The organism is Massilia mucilaginosa (assembly GCF_011682145.1).
GTDB classification, from domain to species: Bacteria; Pseudomonadota; Gammaproteobacteria; order Burkholderiales; family Burkholderiaceae_D; genus Telluria_A; species Telluria_A mucilaginosa.
On sequence record NZ_WHJH01000036.1, the window covers coordinates 41,202 to 60,357 of the forward strand.

Sequence of the window (19,156 nt, forward strand, 5' to 3'; positions counted from 1 at the left end):
CGCAAAGTTGGTTAAGTTGGCACCACTTTGCCGGGAACAGGAGCGCGCAGGGATGCTATGCGACGAATCGATCGATACAGGCGCGAGATGCAGCCTGGCGGCGCCAAATGCGCAGCAGCGCAATCCCGATGCCAGGGGCGAGCGTCGCCGGCGGCAACCGCCCGCCCATAAAAAACCTCTAACGTTAATTAGTTACAGGGGCTTTTTACAGAGAGGACGTTGGCCGGTCTTAGAACGGGATGTCGTCATCCATATCCGAGAAATTCGGCGCCGGCTTCGGTGCCGGACGAGCCGCTGGCGCAGGTGGCGCCGGGCGCTGTGGCGCCGGACGGCTCTGCTGCGGCTGCGAATCGTAGCCGCCGCCATCGTCCATGCCACCGCCGGCGTCGCCGCCCATGCCCTGGCGTCCGCCCAGCATCTGCATCTGTTCCGCGACGATTTCGGTCGCGTACTTCTCGACGCCATCCTTGTCGGTGTATTTACGGGTCTGCAGGCGGCCTTCGACGTAGACCGAGGAACCCTTTTTCAGGTACTGGCCGACGATTTCGGCAAGGCGGCCGAAGAACGAGATGCGGTGCCATTCGGTCAGCTCTTTTTGCTCGCCGGTGTTGCGGTCCTTCGACTTGTACGAGGTCGCGACGGCGATGTTGGCGATGGCGTCACCGCTGGGCATGTAGCGGATTTCCGGATCGCGCCCCAAGTTGCCGACGATGATGACTTTATTGACTGATGCCATGTATTACTCCTGTTGAACTGCTGCGGCGTGCGTCCCGCGGCGCGATGATTTTTTGCCAGACGAGGATTATATGCCAGCCGGGATGCCAAATGTATCTATCCCGCGCCGGCACCCGCCCCGTCCAGCCGTCCGGCCCCACAAACTGTCAAGTCAGACAACAAAACCGGCGCGGAGTTCAGCCCTTGTCGACTCGTCATGCGTTTGCTGGCGGCATGAATACTGGTATTATATACAGTAGAAACACCGTAAAAAGCTGCAAAATCCCTGAGCAAGATCAATACGCCCCTGGCGCAACTGCGGACGCGGCAATCGTCCCCGCAGACGTCGCTTTCGAAACACGGCTATAGTATGAGCTGACCCGTTTAAGGCAAACAACACATGGAACAGATCCGCATTCGCGGCGCACGTACGCACAACCTGAAGAACATCAATCTCGACCTGCCACGCAACAAGCTGATTGTGATCACCGGCCTGTCCGGCTCCGGCAAGTCGTCGCTGGCGTTCGACACCTTGTACGCCGAAGGGCAGCGCCGCTATGTCGAATCGCTGTCGGCCTACGCGCGCCAGTTCCTGCAGTTGATGGAAAAGCCCGATGTCGATCTGATCGAAGGCCTGTCGCCGGCCATCTCGATCGAGCAGAAGGCCACGTCGCACAATCCGCGCTCCACCGTCGGCACGGTCACCGAAATCCACGATTACCTGCGCCTCTTGTACGCGCGCGTTGGCACGCCTTACTGCATCAACCACCCGGACCACGCGCTGGCCGCGCAGACGGTGTCGCAGATGGTCGACGCGGTGCTGGCCATGCCCGAAGAGTCCAAGCTGATGATCCTGGCGCCCGTGGTGGCCAACCGCAAGGGCGAGCACAGCGACCTGTTCGAATCGATGCAGGCGCAGGGCTTCGTGCGTTTCCGCATCCAGAGCGGCACCCACGACGCCAAAATTTACGAGATCGACGACCTGCCCAAGCTGAAAAAAACCGAGAAGCACACCATCGACGTGGTCATCGACCGGGTCAAGGTAAACGCCGAAATCAAGCAGCGCGTGGCCGAAAGCTTCGAGACCGCGCTGCGCCTGGCCGACGGGCGCGCCGTGGTGCTCGATATGGAGAACGGGGCCGAACACGTCTACTCCAACAAGTTCGCCTGCAACACCTGCGGCTACTCGCTGCAAGAGTTGGAGCCGCGCCTGTTCTCGTTCAATAATCCGATGGGCGCCTGCCCCGAATGCGACGGCCTCGGTCACATCGAATTTTTCGACCCGCGCCGCATCGTCGCCTTCCCCAACCTGTCGCTGGCCTCGGGCGCGGTGAAGGGCTGGGACCGGCGCAACCAGTTTTACTTCCAGATGCTGTCGAACCTGGCGGCGCACTACGAATTCGATATCGACATGCCGTTCGAGCAGCTCGACCTGGCGTCGCAGCAGGCGGTGTTGTACGGCTCCGGCAAGACCTCGATCCCGTTCACCTACGTGAACGAGCGCGGTCGCACGGTCATCCGCGAGCACACTTTTGAGGGCGTGGTCACCAACCTGCAGCGGCGCTACCGCGAAACCGACTCGATGGCCGTCAAGGAGGAGCTGGCGAAGTTCATCAACGAGAAGCAGTGCCCGTCGTGCGAAGGCGCGCGCCTGCGCGTGGAAGCGCGCTACGTCAAGGTCGGCACCGGCAAGCAGCAGCGCGCCATCTACGAGGTCGCGCGCAAACCCTTGCGCGAATGCCTGGACTTCTTCGAGAAGCTGACCCTCAAGGGCGCCAAGAAAGAGATCGCCGACCGCGTGGTCAAGGAGATCGTCTCGCGCCTCAAGTTCCTCAACAACGTGGGCCTCGATTACCTGTCGCTCGACCGCAGCGCCGATACACTCTCGGGCGGCGAGGCGCAGCGCATCCGCCTGGCCTCGCAGATCGGTTCGGGCCTGACCGGCGTGATGTACGTGCTCGACGAACCGTCGATCGGCCTGCACCAGCGCGACAACGACCGCCTGATCGAAACGCTCAAGCACCTGCGCGACATCGGCAACAGCGTGCTGGTCGTCGAGCATGACGAGGACGCGATCCGCACCGCCGACTACATCGTCGACATGGGGCCGGGCGCCGGCGTGCATGGCGGCGAGATCATCGCCGAAGGCACGCTCAAGGACATCCTCAAGAACAAAAAATCGCTGACCGCGCGCTACCTGAATGGCTCGCTCAAGATCGCGGTGCCGAAGAAGCGCCACGAAGCGGACAAAAACAAGCAGGTGGTGATCACCGGCGCGACCGGCAACAACCTGAAAAAGGTCACGCTCAAGCTGCCGGTCGGCCTGATGACCTGCGTGACCGGCGTTTCCGGTTCGGGCAAGTCGACGCTGGTGAACGACACCTTGTACCCGGCCCTGTCGCGCCACCTGTACGGCTCGCAGACGGAACCGGCGCCGCACGATGCGATCAGCGGCCTGGAACACTTCGACAAGGTCATCTCGGTCGACCAGGCACCGATCGGGCGTACCCCGCGCTCGAACCCGGCCACCTACACCGGCTTGTTCACGCCGATTCGCGACCTGTTCTCGGGCGTACCGGCGGCCAAGGAGCGCGGCTACAGCGCCGGGCGCTTCTCGTTCAACGTCAAGGGCGGGCGCTGCGAAGCGTGCCAGGGCGATGGCGTGATCAAGGTCGAGATGCACTTCCTGCCGGACGTGTACGTGCCGTGCGACGTCTGCCACGGCAAGCGCTACAACCGCGAAACGCTGGAAGTGCAGTACAAGGGCAAGAACATCAACGAAGTGCTGGGCATGACGGTGGAAGAGGCGCACGAATTCTTCAAGCCGGTGCCGCTGATCGCGCGCAAGCTGCAAACCCTGCTCGACGTCGGCCTCGGCTACATCCGCCTCGGCCAGAGCGCGACCACCCTGTCGGGCGGCGAGGCGCAGCGCGTCAAACTGTCGCTGGAACTGTCCAAGCGCGACACCGGGCGCACCCTGTACATCCTGGACGAGCCGACCACCGGCCTGCACTTCCACGATATCGACCTGCTGCTCAAGGTGATCCACCGCCTGCGCGACCAGGGCAACACCCTGGTCATCATCGAACACAATCTCGATGTGATCAAGACCGCCGACTGGATCGTCGACCTGGGGCCGGAAGGCGGCGCGGGCGGCGGCAAGATCATCGCCGCCGGCACGCCGGAAGACGTGGCGGCCAATCCGGAGAGCGTGACCGGCAAATATCTGGTGCCGCTGCTGGCGTAAAGGAGCTGCGATGCGCGTTCTGATCATGGGCAATTCGGGATCGGGCAAGTCGTCGCACGCGCGGCAGCTGGCCGCGCAGCACCAGTTGACGCACCTCGATCTCGACACCATTTTCTGGGCGCCGGGCGAGGTGGCGGTGGCGCGGCCGGCCTATGAAGTGCTGGCCGACCTGTACGCCTTCGTGCGCAGCTATCCCGACTGGGTGGTGGAGGGCTGCTACGGAGACCTGATCGAAAAGGCGCTGCCGTTCTGCACGCAGCTGGTGTTCATCAATCCTGGCAAGGATGCCTGCATGGCCAACAACGCCCAGCGGCCGTGGGAGCCGCACAAGTACGCGTCCAAGGAAGAACAGGACAGCATGCTGCCCTACCTGATGAAATGGGTGGGCGAGTACGACGTGCGCGACGACACCTGCTCGTACGCTTTTCATCGCCGCGTGTACGACGCCTTCCCGGGCGCCAAGCGCGAAGAAGAGCGATCCTCCCACGGCGCCTGATTCGCTGCGCATGGCCCGGGCTGCGCCGTTCGCCGGCACGCTCCTTTCCCCTTGGCATTAGCACCCTGAGATTGAGCCGCGATAAATCCCCCGCCGGTCCCCAACCCTAAGCTGGAGGCTGCTTCGAAACGGGGGAAATGATGAACGCACAGTCTTATGCCGACAAGGCAGCGGCGCTTGCCGCCCAACGCTATCGCCTCAAGTCACCGATGACGATCGACAGCCAGCAGCTGGCGCAGCCGGCATCTTGCGCGCCGCTGCACTGCTTCACGGTGGTCGACGCGGCCGACGCCAACGGGCGCGCATACACGGTCATGTTCGACCAGCACGGCGTGGAGCTGAACGGCGCGGCGGACCGCGCGCCCGAGCTGCGCCGCCTGTTCGAGCGCGCCCGCAGCGTGCTGCACACGGCCGACGCGGTCCCGCTGGCGCCGGTCACGATCAATCCGGCCAGCAATGTGCTTACGCTCGATCCGGGCCAGGTCCTCGATGAAACCATCACCGTCACGATCCCGAAAAGCGCGGCGGCGGTCAAGGCCGATGTGTATTTCCTGGCCGACAGCACGGGCTCGATGGGCGCCATCCTCGGCGCCGTCCAGGCCGGCAGCGCGAACGTGCTGGCGGCCCTCAACGGGCTCGGCGTGGGCCTCGCCTACGGGGTCGGCAACTACAAGGATTTCGGCTCGGGCGACCCGTACGGCTTCCAGCACCAGCTCAGTCCGACCAATGCCGCGCCGGCCGTCAGCGCCGCGCTCAACGCCTGGTCGGCCAGCGGCGGCGCTGACGGCCCCGAGGCCGCCCTGTTCGCGCTCGACCGCCTGGCCGAAGCACCCGGCGGCGCCATCGGCTGGCGCGCCGGCAGCAAGCGCATCATCGTCTGGTTCGGCGACGCGCCCAGCCACGACCCGATCTGCGGCGCGGTGTCGGGCGCACCGGCCGCCGTCACCGAGGCCAGCGCCACCGCGAAACTGGTGGCCGAGGACATCACGGTGCTGGCCATTTCCACCGCCAACCCGGGCCTGGACGGCGACCCCACCGCCGGCGCCGTCAACTACGTGGCGCAGTGCGGCGCGCCCGGCGGCACGCCCGGCCAGGCCACCCGCATCAGCGGCGCCACCGGCGGCGCGCTTGCCATCGGCATCAACGCGGGCACCATCGTCGACACCATCATCGACCTGGTCACGGGGGCGGTCGGCACGATCCAGAACGTCAAGCTGGTGCCGTCGGCCAGCGTGGCGCCGTTCGTCACGTCGATCGTGCCGGCCGGCGGCTACGGTCCGCTGGCCGGCGACCAGGAGCACGTGCTGACCTTCCGCGTGCGCTTCACCGGCCTTGCCTGCGCCGCCGAAGACCAGGTGATCACCGGCACGCTCGACGTACTCGCCGACAGCAGCATCGTAGCCAGCAAAAAGGTGCAGATCACCGTGCCGGCCTGCGCCGTCACCTATGCGGTCAAGTTCCTCTGCGGCGTGCAGCCGGACTGCGGCTGCGAGTGCGTGCCGGTGCAGGCGGGCGCGTACGCCACCGAGATCAACATCCACAACTATTCGCTCAAGCCGGTCGTGCTGCGCAAGCGCTTCGTGCCGCTGGTGCTGGCCGGGGCCCCGGCCGGGCGCGAACCGCGCGCGGCCGCTCCGCGCGCCGAGGAACGCATGCAGTTGCCGGCCCAGGCGGCCACGATGGATGACTGCTGCCGCATCATGGAGCGCCTGCTCGGCGCGGCGCCGGCGGGCACCACGCCGCTGACCATCGGCATCCTGGAGATCACCGCCAGCGCCGCCGTCGCGGTCACCGCGGTCTACACCACCAGCGCCACGCAAGCCGGCGGCGGGGTGTCGATCCGCGTCGAACAGATCACGCCAAGCCGTCATTGAGGAGAAGCAGCATGTCCCACATTACAGGAACCATACAAGTCCTCGGCGCGCCGCTGGTGGTCGGGCCGGGCCTGACGGTGTTCAACCCGCCGGCCTCGCCGCAGCCGGGCGGCACCAAGCTGCTGATGCTGCATTTCCAGAACCTGGCCTTCGCGCCGGGTGACCGCTTGCAGGTCAACCTGGGCTACGACGTCGACACCTTCACGGCCGCCGACGGCCCCGCTTTCTGGACGCGGCCGATCAATGTCTACGCCTTTCCGGCCGGCGTGCAGATCACCTACATCGCCGCCGGTGCGCCCACCGGCAGCGTGCAGCTGGACCAGTACGGGCGCGGCGAGCGCCACATCGGCGAAGCGCCGGTGCATATCAGCTTTTCCAATAGCGACCCGTTCTACCAGGGGCCGTCGTATGAAGAGCCGGACTACGATCCCTTCTGGTATTGCAGCGAGCCGCCAAATTGGGAAAACGCTTCCTGCGCCACGCCGCCGGCCGACGTGCGCGCGCGCGTCGCCCGCAGCGCCGGCATGATCGTGTCGGTGCACGGCGCGCATCTGTCGACCTGCTCGGTCACCCTGGTCGACGGCGACAAGATCATCACCGCCGGCCATTGCCACACGCCGGCCGAAGCGCTCAGCAGCTCGGTGACGTTCGACTACCGCACCGAATGCGGCGGCGCCCGCCCGCCCGGCTACAACCCGCGCTTCTACAAGGTCAAGGCGGTGCTGGCGCACCGTTGGGACGGCAGCGACGACTACAGCCTGCTGCAGCTGGCCGAAGCCCCGCCCGGCGTGCCGTCGCTGCAAATGCGGCACGACCTGCCGCTGCCGAGCGAGCAGGTGTTCGGCGTGCACCACCCGAACGGCGCGGTCAAGAAACTGTCGCTGCCGCACGCGCAGGGCTTTGCCGGCGTCGAGGGCAGCGGCGCCTTTGCCATTACGGTGCCGACCACCTTCGACGTGACGGGCGGCAGTTCAGGCTCCGGCCTGTTCGACCTGGCCGGCCGCATCACCGGCGTGCTGTCGAAGGGCGACCCATGCCACGGCGGGCGCCTCGGCTATTTTCCCAGCGCGACCATCCTGCAGCGGATCGTGCCGACGCCGCCGCCGCCCATCACGCGCGACGTCATGCTGGTGTTCGACCGCTCGGGCAGCATGGCGCTGGACGACGGCAGCGGGCGCGCCAAGATCGAGTCCGCGCGCGACGCCCTGTCGCTGTTCGTGCAACTGGTCCGCAGCGGCACCGGCAACCGCCTCGGCCTGGTCTCGTTCAGCAGCGCGGCCAGCGCCCCGGTCGACTTTGCGCTCGCCCCCGTGACCGACGCCGCCAAGAACGCCCTGGTCGGGCCGCCGCCTTACATCGGCGGCAGGCTGCCCACGCTCACCCCCGGCGGCAATACCTCGATCGGCGCCGGCCTCGATGCCGCGCGCGCGCAGCTGGCCGCCGCCCCGGGCGCCAATCCGCGCGCCATCCTCCTGATGACGGACGGCCTGCAAAACACCGCGCCGTCGATCGCCAGCATCGAGCCGGCCCTGGCCGGGATCACCGTGCACGCGATCGGCTTCGGTGCCGAGTCGAGCCTGGATGGCACCCTGCTCAGCGCCGTGGCCACGGCGCACGACGGCCTGTACACGCGGGCCGGCGGCGCCCTGGCGCTGGAAAAATTCTACGCCACCGCGTTCGGGAACATCTTCGAGACCGGCATCCTGCTCGACCCGGAATTCGACCTGGGGGCCGCGCAACAAGCCGGCACCCCGGTGCCGTTCCGCGTCTGCGGCGAGGACGCCATCACCGCCATCGCCGGCTGGGACAACAGCGGCGCCACCCTGCAGGTGGAGGTGACCACCCCCAGTGGCGCCGTGCTGACGGCGGCGGTGCCCGGCGTGGCCGGCGAGAGCGGACGCACCTGGGCCTTCCTGCGCATCGCGCTGCCGATCGGCGGCGAACGCGATGGCCTGTGGCACATCAACGTGGTGCGCCCGCGCGCGATCCCGATCCCGCTGGCGCGCCAGGGGTGGCCGGCGCTGCGCTACTTCGTCAACGTCATTCCCAGCGGGGGCGCGCGCATGAGCCGTACGCGCGAACCGGTGTGGCAGTACACCGGCGACGAGATCAACCCGATGGTGCTGGTGCGCCATGAAGACGGCGGCTGGCCGCGCAATATGCAGGCGAGGCTGACCGTCACGCGGCCCGATACGGGTGTCGGCAACCTGCTCAGCGAGACCGGGCTGGGCGCGCCCGGCAACGTTGGCGGCGACCTGATCCCGCCGCGCCACGCCACCCTGCAGGCGCTGGAGAAAGCGCGCGGCCGGCCGGTGGTGGGCTACGTCCAGACCGAACTGGCACTCTCCGGCGACTCTTTCAACACCCGCGGCAGCTTCGAGGAAACCGCCACCGTCGGCCGCCGCCTGGCGGACTTCCTGACGGTCGAAGGCAACTACACCTTCCACGCCAGGGCCACCTACGGCGACGAGTGCACCGGCATGCGCGAGCTGACCTGGTCGGTGCATGTCGAGATCGGCATCGACGGCGGCCAGACCGACGCCACCATCACCGACCTGCCGCCGCGTCCGGACGGCGGAGCATGCTACCGGATGCGCTTCACGCCGCGCGACAAATACGGCAACCGGCTCGGGCCGGGGCGCGCCGACGGCTTCAGCGTGGAGGCCCAGCCGGGCAGCACGCCAATGGGAGCGGTGCTCGACGCCGGCGACGGCAGCTACCAGGTCGACGTCTGCACCGAGCCGGGTTCGCTGGAGCCGCCGCGCATCGGCCTGGCGCAGCCGGGCCGCCCGGCCGCCGTGGTCGCGCCGGCCGGGTTCACGCTGTACGCCTACAGCGTCAAATTCCTGTGCGGCGAGCAGGAAGACGGCTGCTGCGAGTGCGCCCCGGTGCGGCCGGGCCGCTATTCGACGGAGATCAATATCCACAACGGGTACGACAAGCCGGCACCGCTGCTCAAGCGCGTCATTCCGCTGGTGCTGGCGGGGGCGGTGCTGGGGCGCGAGCCGCACTTTGCGCCGGCCACCACGCTGGAGACGCTGCTGCTGCCGGCGCACAACGCGACGATGGACGACTGCTGCCGCCTGGCCACGCTGCTGCTGGGCGCGGCACCGGCCGGGCCGCTGCCGCTCACGGTGGGGATACTGGAGATCATCAGCACGGTGGAGCTGAGCGTGACGGCGGTCTACACGGCGGGCGACGTCCGGCATGCGCCGTCGATCGATGTGCAGCAGATCACGTCCAGGGTGCTCAAGCTGTAGGCGAGCCATGCAGAAGCGGCACAGTTCATATCCGCACGCGCCGTCTTTTGTTCCTGGCAGGCCGGGATCACGGCGCGCCAGCGCTCCAGCCGCCGCCGAGCGCGCGGTACAGCGCCACCATATTGTTCACCTGGTTCTGGCGCAGCGTCACCGCGTTAAGCTCGACCTGGTACAGGTTGCGCTGCGCATCGAGCACTTCCAGATACGAGGCATAGCCGGCCTGATAGCGGTCCCTGGCAAAGTCCAGCGTGCGCGTGAGGATGTCGCGGCGCTTTTGCGCGTGTTCCATCTGGGTTTGCAGGCGCGTCACGCCAGCGAAGGCGTTTTCGACTTCGCCAAAGGCCGTCAGCACCACGCCGCGGTAGGCAAACGCCGCCTGGTCGCGCTGCGCGGTGGCGGCATCGACCTGCGCGCTCAAGCGCCCGGCGGAGAAGACCGGCGCCAGCACGCTGGCGCCCAGGGTCCACAAGGTCACGGGATCGTAATCGCGCCCGTTGGTCAACAGGCTGCCGAACTTGGCGCTGATGGTCACATGCGGCAAAAAATCGGCGCGCCGCAGCGCCAGGTTGGCATCGCTCGCGGCCAGCAGCAACTGACCCTGGGCGATGTCGGGCCGGCGCGCCAGCAGACTTGATGGTATCGACGCCGGCGCCGGCAACAGCGGCAAGTCCTGGAAGCGGCGTTCGCGCGGCACCGCGCCGGGCAGCTCGCCCGTGAGCACGCGCAGCGCGTTCTCCTGGCGGCGGATGGCCAGTTCCAGTTCGGGAATCGCCTGCAGCACCGTTTCGTTTTCGTTTTGCGCCTGGCTCAGTTGCAGCTGCGAGGTGTAGCCCACGCGCGCCTGGTCGGACGCGAGGCGCAGCGCTTCGGCGCGCGAGGCCGCCGTCCCTTTGGTGATCCGCAGCTGGGCGTCCAGCGCCAGCAAACCCACGTAGGCCTGCGCCGTGCTGGCCGCCACCGACAGCGCCACGCCATCGCGTTCGGCCTGGCTGGCCTGGTACTGCAGCGAGGCCGCGCGCGACTGCTGGCGCAGGCGGCCGAACAGGTCGAGCTCCCAGCTGGCCTGCAGTTCCGGTTGCAGCGAGCGCGAATTGACCAGTGCCGCGCCGGCCGGCGCGCGCGCCGACGCCGCGCCCAGCACCGCATTCACGGCCGGCAGCGCCGCCGAATCGGCCACGGTCACGAGCGCGCGCGCCTGATCGACGCGGGCCACGGCGGCGAGCACGCTGGTGTTGTGCGCCAGCGCCGCTTCCACCAGCGCGGTGAGGGCAGGATCGCCGAAGGCGCGCCACCACTGCGGATCGACCGCGGCTGGTCCGGCCGGGCCGTCGCGCCAGGCATCGGGAAGCGTCACTGTCGAGAGCGGCGGCGCGGGACGCGGCGCCGGCATGCAGGCAGTCAGGCCGCAGGCCACGCCCGCGGCAAGGAAGACGCGGCGCCTCACGGCTGCTGCTCCGCCGCGCCGACGGTATCGACCTTGACGATCACCGACATGCCGGGCCGCAGGCGCTTGGCCAGCTCCTGGTTCGCATCGATGGCGATGCGCACCGGCAGGCGCTGGACTACCTTGGTGAAGTTGCCGCTGGCGTTATCGGCGCGCAGCACGGAAAATTCGGAACCGGTGGCCGGCGCGATCTGTTCGATATGACCGCTCAAGACAGCGCCGTTGAAAGCATCCACCGTGAACGTGGCGCGCTGGCCGATGCGCATTTTCCAGGTCTGGTTTTCCTTGAAGTTCGCCACGATCCACATGGTGTCGGGAACCAGGAACAACAGCTGCGAGCCGGCCGTGACGTACTGGCCGAGGCGCACCGACGCTTCGCTCACCTGGCCGTCGCGCGGGGCCATGACCACCGTATTCGACAAATCGATTTTGGCCAGCGCCAGCTGCGCTTCGGCCGTCTTGACCTGGGCTTCCAGGCCGCCGCGCGAGACTGTCGTAGCCTTGACGGTTTCTTCGGCGATTGCGATATCGGCCTTGGCCTTGAGGACATTGGCGCCGGCCAGCTGGGTCGTCATGCGCACGCGGTCGCGCTCATTGAGCGACACCGATCCCTTGGCCGCCAGTTCCTCGACCCGTCCCAGTTCGGCCGCTGCGCGATTGCGCTCGGCCTGCACCGCCACCAGGGTAGCGCGCGCGGCGCCGCCACGGGCGCGGTTCTGGGCCTGGGTCTGGGTGAAGTTATCGAGTGCGGCAATGGCGCCGTCGCGCTGGGCCTCGGCCTGCTGCACGCGCGCCTTGTAGATGCGGTCGTCGATGCGCAACAACGGCTGGCCCGCTTTGACGAACTGGAAATCCTTTACCAGCACTTCGGCCACGTAGCCATTGACCTGCGGCGCGAGCACCGTGATCTGGCCGCGCACGTAGCCGTTGTCGGTCTGGACCAGGGTGCTGTTGAAGGGACCGAGGCGCCAGGCCCACATGATCAGCACGATGCCGGCCAGGGCCACGACGGCCATCAGCACCACGGTCCACAGCTTGGGCTTGATGTACTTGGGCGGTGGTTCGGGAGCCACCGGCACGGCGGCCGGCGGGATCGGGGCGGCGGTGTTGCTGGAGTCGCCCGGCACCGGTGGATTGGCCTCGTCGGCCGTGGGTTCGCTGCGCGAAGGAGGAAGTGGAGTGCTCATATTTATCTGGCAGGGGCCTGGTTGAGTAAGGCTGCGGCTTCGCGCTTTTGCCGGCGCGCGAGGCGCACGGCGACAAACAGCGACCAGCCGAGGAACAGGATGGCGATCACGCCGCTCAGGGCGAAGACATCGTTGAAGGCGAGGACGTTGGCCTCGCGCCGGCTGATTTGCGCCAGCTGGCCCACGCCCTGGGCGGCGCGCAGGGCCGGGTCGGTGTTGACGCCCTGGTAGACCTGCTGCTGCAGGCGCAGGCGCTGCGCGACGACCGGGTCGGCCGGGTTGAGCTGGGCGTTGATCCCGGTCGAATGCACATGCTCGCGGTGCAGCTGGTAGGTACTGAGCGCGGCGGCGCCGGTAAAGCCGCCCAGGCTTTGCGTCATCGCCAGCATGACGACAAAGGTGACCACGTGGTCGGCGCCGAATTTGAGGGCCTGCATGATGCCGATCATGATCATCGGCCCCATGAACATGCCCGCGCCCAGCGCCACCAGGAACTGGCTCACAAAAAAGTCGTGCGGGCGATCGAGGCTGGTGCGGCCGTAATCGAGCCAGGCGGCCACGCCGAACAGCAGGATCGAGAACAGGATTTGCGGGATCACGGTTTTCGGGCTGAAGGTGATCGAACTGGCGACCATGCCGCAGATGGTCCCCGCCAGAATGACCGCGAACAGCGGCTGCATCTGGTCCGGCCCCATGCCGAGGGTACGCAGCAGGCCGACCGCGCCGTAGGTTTGTTCGGACGTCAAAAAGCGGATCAGGAAGGCGCCGATCATGAAGCGGATGGTGGGCCCCATCATCAGCCAGCGCGTCTGGATCAGCGGGTTGGCGCGGTGGTGTTCGATGAACAGCGCGATCGTGAGCAGCAGCACGGCGGCGATCAGCAGGTAGGCCAGCCAGGGCGTGTCGAACCACCAGCGCGTGAAGCCCTGGGCCAGCACCGCGACGATCATGGCGACCGCCGGAGCGACCAGCGCGAAGGTGAGAAAGTCGAGCGGCTCGATCACCTTGATGTGGATCCCCGGCGGCAGCTTGAGCACCACCACCGCGGCCAGCGAACAGAGGGCCAGGCCGGCTTCGAACAGGTACAGGTTGTGCCACTGGCCCATGTCGAGCAGGGCCGGCGACATCAGCCAGGCCAGCGGCGTGGCGATCTGCGCGATGCCCACCCCGAGCACCAGCATCTTGCCGGTGTATTTTTTGGGCGCGGCCTGCAGCATGTAGAGCATGGCCAGGGTGCTGGTGGTGGCGGCGGCCAGGCCGCTGGCGGCGCGCACCAGGATCGCCATCTCGAAGCCGCCGACCAGCAGGTGCAGCAGGGTGACGAAGGCGTACAGCGACAGGCCGATCTCGGCGAACAGGCGCAGGCCGTACTGCTGGCGGAACTTGAACACCATCAGGTTCGAGGTGACGTTGACCATGATGTAGGCGGCCGGCAGCCAGGCCGCTTCGGCAGGAGTCAGGCCCAGAGTGCCCTGGATGGCGGGCAAATTGGCCGACACCAGCGCATTGCCCAAGCCGCCAGTAATGCCGACCAGTAGCGCCACGCAGGCGTAGGCAAAGCGGATATGGGGCGGATGCCAGGGCATCGACGCCGAACCCGGCATGGTGGGTTTTTCGTGCTCTTCCCAGGCGGGAGTTGGTTTCAGGTAATGGGGCGCTGCTGCCATGCTGGCGGACTCCGGGCGACGGGCCGGCGATGTCGAGCGCATCGGCTTTGGGATTGATAATGGGAAAATTATAAGATAAATTGCACGCAACCGTAGTGCACCGGCAGTCAAGCGTGCGGCCCCGCTTGCTATCCCCCCAACTGGTGTCAGGTCTGACATTCGGACCCGGCCAGGAACGGCACGAATTGTGCTGTAAAAAGACGGCATCGCCTGGCGAATAGCCGAGGCCGTGTCCGAATGTCAGACCTGACACCAGAAGGAGACACCAGAAGGACGAAAAAAAAGCGCGTCCGGAGACGCGCTTTTCCATCCGGTCTTGGCCGGTTATGCAGCCAGGCGCTTCTCGAGCGTGGCTTTGGTCTCCACCAATTCTTGCGGCAGGTGATAGGCCAGCTTCTCGAACAGCTCGTTGTGCAGCTTGAGTTCTTCGTTGAAGGCGTCCTTGTCGATCGAGGTGATGGTGTCGAACTGCGCTTGCGTGAAGTCGATGCCGTCCCAGTTCAGGTCGCCGAACTCCGGCGTGGTGCCGAACACGTTCTCGGTGCCGCCCGCTTTGCCTTCGATGCGTTCCAGCATCCACTTGAGCACGCGCATGTTGTCGCCGAAGCCAGGCCAGACGAACTTGCCTTCAGCATCGGTACGGAACCAGTTCACACAGTAGATCTTCGGCAGCGCGGCCGGGTTCATGGCTTCGATCTTCTTGCCCATGTTGAGCCAGTGCTGGAAGTAGTCGCTCATGTTGTAGCCGATGAACGGCAGCATCGCGAACGGGTCGCGGCGCACGATGCCCATCTGGCCGGCAGCGGCAGCGGTGGTCTCGGAACCCATGGTCGCGGCCATGTAGACGCCTTCGACCCAGTTGCGCGCTTCGGTTACCAGCGGCACGGTGGTGGAACGGCGGCCGCCGAAGATGAAGGCCGAAATCGGCACGCCCGCAGGGTCGTCCCAGGCCGCATCGATGACCGGGTTCTGGGTCGCGGCAACCGTGAAGCGCGCGTTCGGGTGCGCGGCCTTGGTGCCGGACGCCGGGGTCCAGTCCTTGCCCTGCCAGTCGATCAGGTGCGACGGCGCTTCCTTGGTCAGGCCTTCCCACCAGACGTCGCCATCGTCGGTCAGCGCGACGTTGGTGAAGATGGTGTTCTCGGTCATCGAGGCCATGCAGTTCGAGTTGGTGCGGGTGTTGGTGCCCGGCGCCACGCCGAAGTAGCCGGCTTCCGGATTGATCGCGTACAGGCGGCCATCGGCGCCCGGCTTGATCCAGGCGATGTCGTCGCCGATGGTGGTCACTTTCCAGCCGCCGAAGCTGCTTGGCGGAATCAGCATGGCGAAGTTGGTCTTGCCGCAAGCCGATGGGAAGGCGGCCGCGACGTAGTGTTTCTTGCCTTCGGGCGATTCGACGCCGAGGATCAGCATGTGTTCGGCCAGCCAGCCGGTGCCGCCGGCCTGGGCTTCCTGGTGGCCCATGTTCGAGGCGATGCGCAGCGCGAAGCACTTCTTGCCCAGCAGCGCGTTGCCGCCGTAGCCGGAACCGTAGGACCAGATTTCGCGGGTCTCAGGGTAGTGAACGATGTATTTGGTCGGGTTGCACGGCCATGCCACGTCTTTCTGGCCGGCGGCCAGCGGTGCGCCGACGGTGTGCACGCAGGGGACGAATTCGCCGTCCGCGCCCAGCACGTCGTACACAGCCTTGCCCATGCGCGTCATGATGCGCATGTTGACCGCCACGTACGGCGAGTCGGACAGCTCGACGCCGATGTGGGCGATCGGCGAACCCAGCGGGCCCATCGAGAACGGCACCACGTACAGGGTGCGGCCGGCCATGCAGCCGTCGAACAGGCCGTTCAGGGTGGTGCGCATTTCCGCAGGGGCCATCCAGTTGTTGGTCGGGCCGGCCTGCTCTTTGGTGGCCGAGCAGATGTAGGTGCGGTCTTCCACGCGCGCCACGTCGGTCGGATCCGAACATGCCAGATAGGAATTCGGGCGCTTTTCAGGGTTCAGCTTTTTCATCGTGCCGGCGGCCACCATCTCGGCGCACAGGCGGTCGTACTCGTCTTGCGAGCCGTCGCACCAGACGATGCGGGCCGGCTTCGTCAGGGCAGCAATTTCACTGACCCAATTGATAAGCTTTTGATGTTTGATGTAAGCTGGGACGTTCAGTGTAGCAACGCCACCCATAACGGGCTGATTCATAGTACCTCCAATGCCAATAAGAATTCTTTCTTGTCCCGGCACGGCAGGATCGTCGTCAGCGTTTCAGCTTGCGCTCAAGAATCCATTCCCTAAGAAAGGTTCGGCGATACGGCGGTCATGTCGACAACCTCGATAACGGCGAGGCTGGTGGAACGGTAGTGCGGGGACTTGCGGGGGGCAGGAAACAGTGCCGCAAACCGCGGTCCAAGGACGCGAGCAAATCCCGAAATTAGGGGGCGATTGTACACCCGCTATTACTGCTTTTAAATGCTAAAAGGTCAAAAATGTAGGAATAATAGTTGAGCAATGTAGTAGGCTATTTCGAATATTCCGTATCCTGTTATTTACCTACGAAGATTTATTTAACTTCTGCCATCTCCCATGAAAATAGCTATTCTTGATGATTTCCAGGACTCGGTCCGCCAGCTCGACTGCTTCAAGCTGCTCGATGGTCACGATGTCAAAATATTTAACAGTTCGGCGCGCGGCGCGGGGCAATTGGGCATCCGCCTGGCGCCGTTCGAGGCGCTGGTGCTGATCCGCGAACGCACGGCGTTTCCGGCGGGACTGCTGGAAAAACTGCCGAATCTCAAACTCATTTCGCAGACCGGCAAGCTGGCCGGGCATGTGGACGTGGCCGCCGCCACCGCGCGCGGCGTGGCGATTGCCGAAGGCGTCGGCTCGCCGGTGGCGCCGGCCGAGCTGACCTGGGCGCTGATCATGGCGGCCAGCCGCAAGATCGTGCCTTACGCGAATCATCTCAAGGACGGGCTGTGGCAGACGGCCTCGGTCAATCCACTACTAAACGGCCTCGGGCGTACGCTCAAGGGCCGCACGCTGGCCATCTGGAGCTACGGCAAAATCGGGCGCATGATCGCGGGCTACGGCAAGGCCTTCGGCATGCAGGTGCTGGTCTGGGGTGGCGAGGCCAGCCGTGCAGCGGCGGTGGCCGATGGGTTCGAGGCGGCCCCCACGCGCGAAGCGTTCTTCGAACGCGCCGATGTGCTGACTCTGCATCTGCGGCTGGCGGAAGGCACCCGCGGCATCGTCACGGCCGAGGACCTGGCGCGCATGAAGCCGGATGCGCTGTTCGTCAACACCAGCCGCGCCGAGCTGGTGGCAAGCGACGCGCTGGAAGCGGCCCTGCGGCTGGGGCGGCCGGGCAATGCGGCCATCGACGTGTTCACCAGCGAGCCGCTGGCGCCGGACGCGCCGCTGCTGCACATTCCGACCGTGCTGGCGACGCCGCATATCGGGTATGTGGAGAAGGATAGCTACGAATTGTATTTCCGGGCCGCGTTCGACAACGTGCTGAACTTTGCGAACGGCGCCCCATCTAACATTCTGAACCCGGAAGCGTTGCCAAGGGGTCAGACCCCGGTTTTTCAAGGGGTCAGACCCCGGTTTTTCCGTTAGGGGTCTGACCCCGGTGCCACCGGTCTCGCCGAACGGAGGAGTCTGACCCCGGTGCCACTGCCGCGCGCTACGACGGCTCGCGCAGCCTGCGCTCGCCGGTAATATCGATCGGCGGTGCCGGCATGACATGCGCGCGCGTCCACAGGCCGGCCCAGCCGGGCGGCCAGCCGAGTGCCGGTCCGTCGTAGACTGGCAGGCTGGCGCGCACCGGTATGACCGGCACGGGCGGGGCTTCCTGCAGGCTGCCCGTGTCGGAGCGCTCCATGTTCAGGCTGTACATATAGCCTGGCAGCAGGAGCTTGCATGCGCCTTCGAACCACGCGGTGTGGTCTTCGTCGCGTCCGAGCGCCTGGGCCAGGCCTTGCGGGTCGAAGCGGGCCAGCGCGGTAACGAGTTCATCGGTGGTAGCGCCGGGGGAATCGCCCCAGCCCATCACCGGGTTGCCGTTGTAGTCGGCGCCGGAGCCGTACCAGCCCTCGCGCCAGGGGCGCTGCATCCAGTCGCGCTGGCCGGTGAACAAATGCCAGCGCCAGTGCAGGCCCGATGGCTTGGGCCAGGAGTAGAGATAGAGTTTTTCGTAGCCGGCCTGGTGCAGTGCGCGCACCATCGCCATCAGGCGCGCGTGCGGCATGCGGTCGGGTGGAGCGCGCCGGAACAGGATCGCTTCGCCATCGGCGTGCTGCACGTCGTCGGTCGACAGGTTCAGGTCGAGCGTACGCGCTTCGCTGCCAAAGCGCGCGGAGATCCAGCCGGTCAGCAGGTTGACATGCGTGATGACACCATAGCCACGATGGCGATGGAAAATGACGGTTCCTGGGGCAAGGGCTTTCATGGCTTTTTGAGGGACAAAAAATGAGTGGACTCATGCGCAGACAACGATTCTAACGCACTGGCAAGTTGCGCGTTTCGTTTGCGCGCTTCGACATCGCCGACGCTACACGTTATCATACGGCACCTTCTCTTTACGAATTCCAGATCACTATGAGCTTGCGCATCATCGCCACCGGCGGCACCTTCGATAAACATTATGATGAACTGACCGGTAAGCTCGGCTTTGCGGAAAGCCATCTGCCAGCGGTGCTGGCGCGTACGCGCATGACGGTTCCGGTTGAGCTGGAGCAGCTTCCCCTGCTCGACTCGCTCGACATGCAGGACGCCGACCGCGCGCGCGTGCTGGCCAGCTGCCAGGCGGCGCCCGAGAAGGCGATTGTGATCGTGCATGGCACCGATACGATGCCGGAAACGGCGGCCGTGCTCGGTGCTGCCGCGCTCGGCAAAAGCATTGTGTTGACTGGTGCAATGATTCCGTACGAAATTGCGAATTCGGATGCGCTGTTCAACCTGGGCTGCGCCAGTGCCGCCGCGCAAATCTTGCCGCCGGGTGTGTATGTGGCGATGAACGGGCAGATTTTTACGTGGGATAACGTGACCAAGAATCGCGCGGCCGGGGTGTTTCAGCCCTTGTAAAAAATTCGGCCGGGACCAGGCTGCCCGCGCGGGCAATCTTTGGGTACCACCGCTACTTAAGCGAATACGTGCGCTACTTGCGCTACATACAGATCTGTCATTAGCAGAAATGACTGCCCGCGCAGGCGGGAATCCAAGCTCTTTCGCTTATCGGAGAGGCCTTGGATTCCCGCCAAGGGGGCCGCCGAGGCCGG

The 19,156-nt window shown here is 66.0% G+C and carries 12 protein-coding genes; 6 read left to right on the forward strand and 6 right to left on the reverse strand.

What is annotated here, in order from left to right:
• Positions 1-229 precede the first annotated feature (229 nt).
• Entirely contained in the window at positions 230-736 is a 507-nt protein-coding gene (gene ssb, locus F2P45_RS23310; RefSeq protein ID WP_166880378.1) for a single-stranded DNA-binding protein, read from the reverse strand.
• A 378-nt stretch (positions 737-1,114) separates the two neighbouring features.
• Between ssb and uvrA the strand changes: the two genes are divergently transcribed.
• The 4 genes from uvrA (at position 1,115) to F2P45_RS23330 (ending at position 9,591) form a co-directional block, all read left to right on the forward strand.
• Entirely contained in the window at positions 1,115-3,961 is a 2,847-nt protein-coding gene (uvrA, locus tag F2P45_RS23315) for an excinuclease ABC subunit UvrA (RefSeq protein WP_166880380.1), read from the forward strand.
• 10 nt (positions 3,962-3,971) lie between these two features.
• Positions 3,972-4,457 carry a P-loop NTPase family protein gene (locus F2P45_RS23320; RefSeq protein WP_166880382.1) on the forward strand — a complete coding sequence of 162 codons (486 nt, stop codon included), beginning with the start codon at positions 3,972-3,974 and terminating at the stop codon, positions 4,455-4,457.
• A gap of 140 nt (positions 4,458-4,597) precedes the next feature.
• Positions 4,598-6,331 carry a vWA domain-containing protein gene (locus tag F2P45_RS23325; protein ID WP_166880384.1) on the forward strand — a complete coding sequence of 578 codons (1,734 nt, stop codon included), beginning with the start codon at positions 4,598-4,600 and terminating at the stop codon, positions 6,329-6,331.
• A gap of 11 nt (positions 6,332-6,342) precedes the next feature.
• On the forward strand, positions 6,343-9,591 hold the full coding sequence (locus F2P45_RS23330) for a VWA domain-containing protein (protein WP_166880385.1): 3,249 nt from the start codon (positions 6,343-6,345) through the stop codon (positions 9,589-9,591).
• Between the two features lie 67 nt (positions 9,592-9,658).
• Here F2P45_RS23330 and F2P45_RS23335 read toward each other — a convergent pair whose 3' ends face one another.
• The 4 genes from F2P45_RS23335 to F2P45_RS23350 form a co-directional block, all read right to left on the reverse strand.
• On the reverse strand, positions 9,659-11,035 hold the full coding sequence (locus F2P45_RS23335) for an efflux transporter outer membrane subunit (protein ID WP_370663302.1): 1,377 nt from the start codon (positions 11,033-11,035) through the stop codon (positions 9,659-9,661).
• Positions 11,032-12,222 carry an HlyD family secretion protein gene (locus F2P45_RS23340; protein WP_166880387.1) on the reverse strand — a complete coding sequence of 397 codons (1,191 nt, stop codon included), beginning with the start codon at positions 12,220-12,222 and terminating at the stop codon, positions 11,032-11,034. Before F2P45_RS23340 ends, F2P45_RS23335 begins: the two co-directional genes overlap by 4 nt.
• A gap of 2 nt (positions 12,223-12,224) precedes the next feature.
• Positions 12,225-13,889: an MFS transporter gene (locus F2P45_RS23345; RefSeq protein ID WP_223164815.1), complete on the reverse strand. Its 1,665-nt coding sequence runs from the start codon at positions 13,887-13,889 to the stop codon at positions 12,225-12,227.
• 324 nt (positions 13,890-14,213) lie between these two features.
• Positions 14,214-16,079: a phosphoenolpyruvate carboxykinase (GTP) gene (locus tag F2P45_RS23350; protein WP_166880388.1), complete on the reverse strand. Its 1,866-nt coding sequence runs from the start codon at positions 16,077-16,079 to the stop codon at positions 14,214-14,216.
• Positions 16,080-16,460: 381 nt separating this feature from the next.
• Here F2P45_RS23350 and F2P45_RS23355 point away from each other — a divergent pair, with 381 nt between their 5' ends.
• Positions 16,461-17,495 (forward strand): D-2-hydroxyacid dehydrogenase family protein, encoded by a 1,035-nt coding sequence (locus F2P45_RS23355; protein WP_166880389.1) that lies wholly within the window; start codon positions 16,461-16,463, stop codon positions 17,493-17,495.
• Positions 17,496-17,562: 67 nt separating this feature from the next.
• Here F2P45_RS23355 and F2P45_RS23360 read toward each other — a convergent pair whose 3' ends face one another.
• Positions 17,563-18,327 carry an L-asparaginase gene (locus tag F2P45_RS23360; RefSeq protein WP_166880391.1) on the reverse strand — a complete coding sequence of 255 codons (765 nt, stop codon included), beginning with the start codon at positions 18,325-18,327 and terminating at the stop codon, positions 17,563-17,565.
• A 149-nt stretch (positions 18,328-18,476) separates the two neighbouring features.
• Here F2P45_RS23360 and F2P45_RS23365 point away from each other — a divergent pair, with 149 nt between their 5' ends.
• Complete coding sequence (locus F2P45_RS23365) at positions 18,477-18,962, forward strand: asparaginase domain-containing protein (protein WP_126074765.1); 486 nt, start codon at positions 18,477-18,479, stop codon at positions 18,960-18,962.
• The last annotated feature ends 194 nt before the right edge of the window (positions 18,963-19,156 follow it).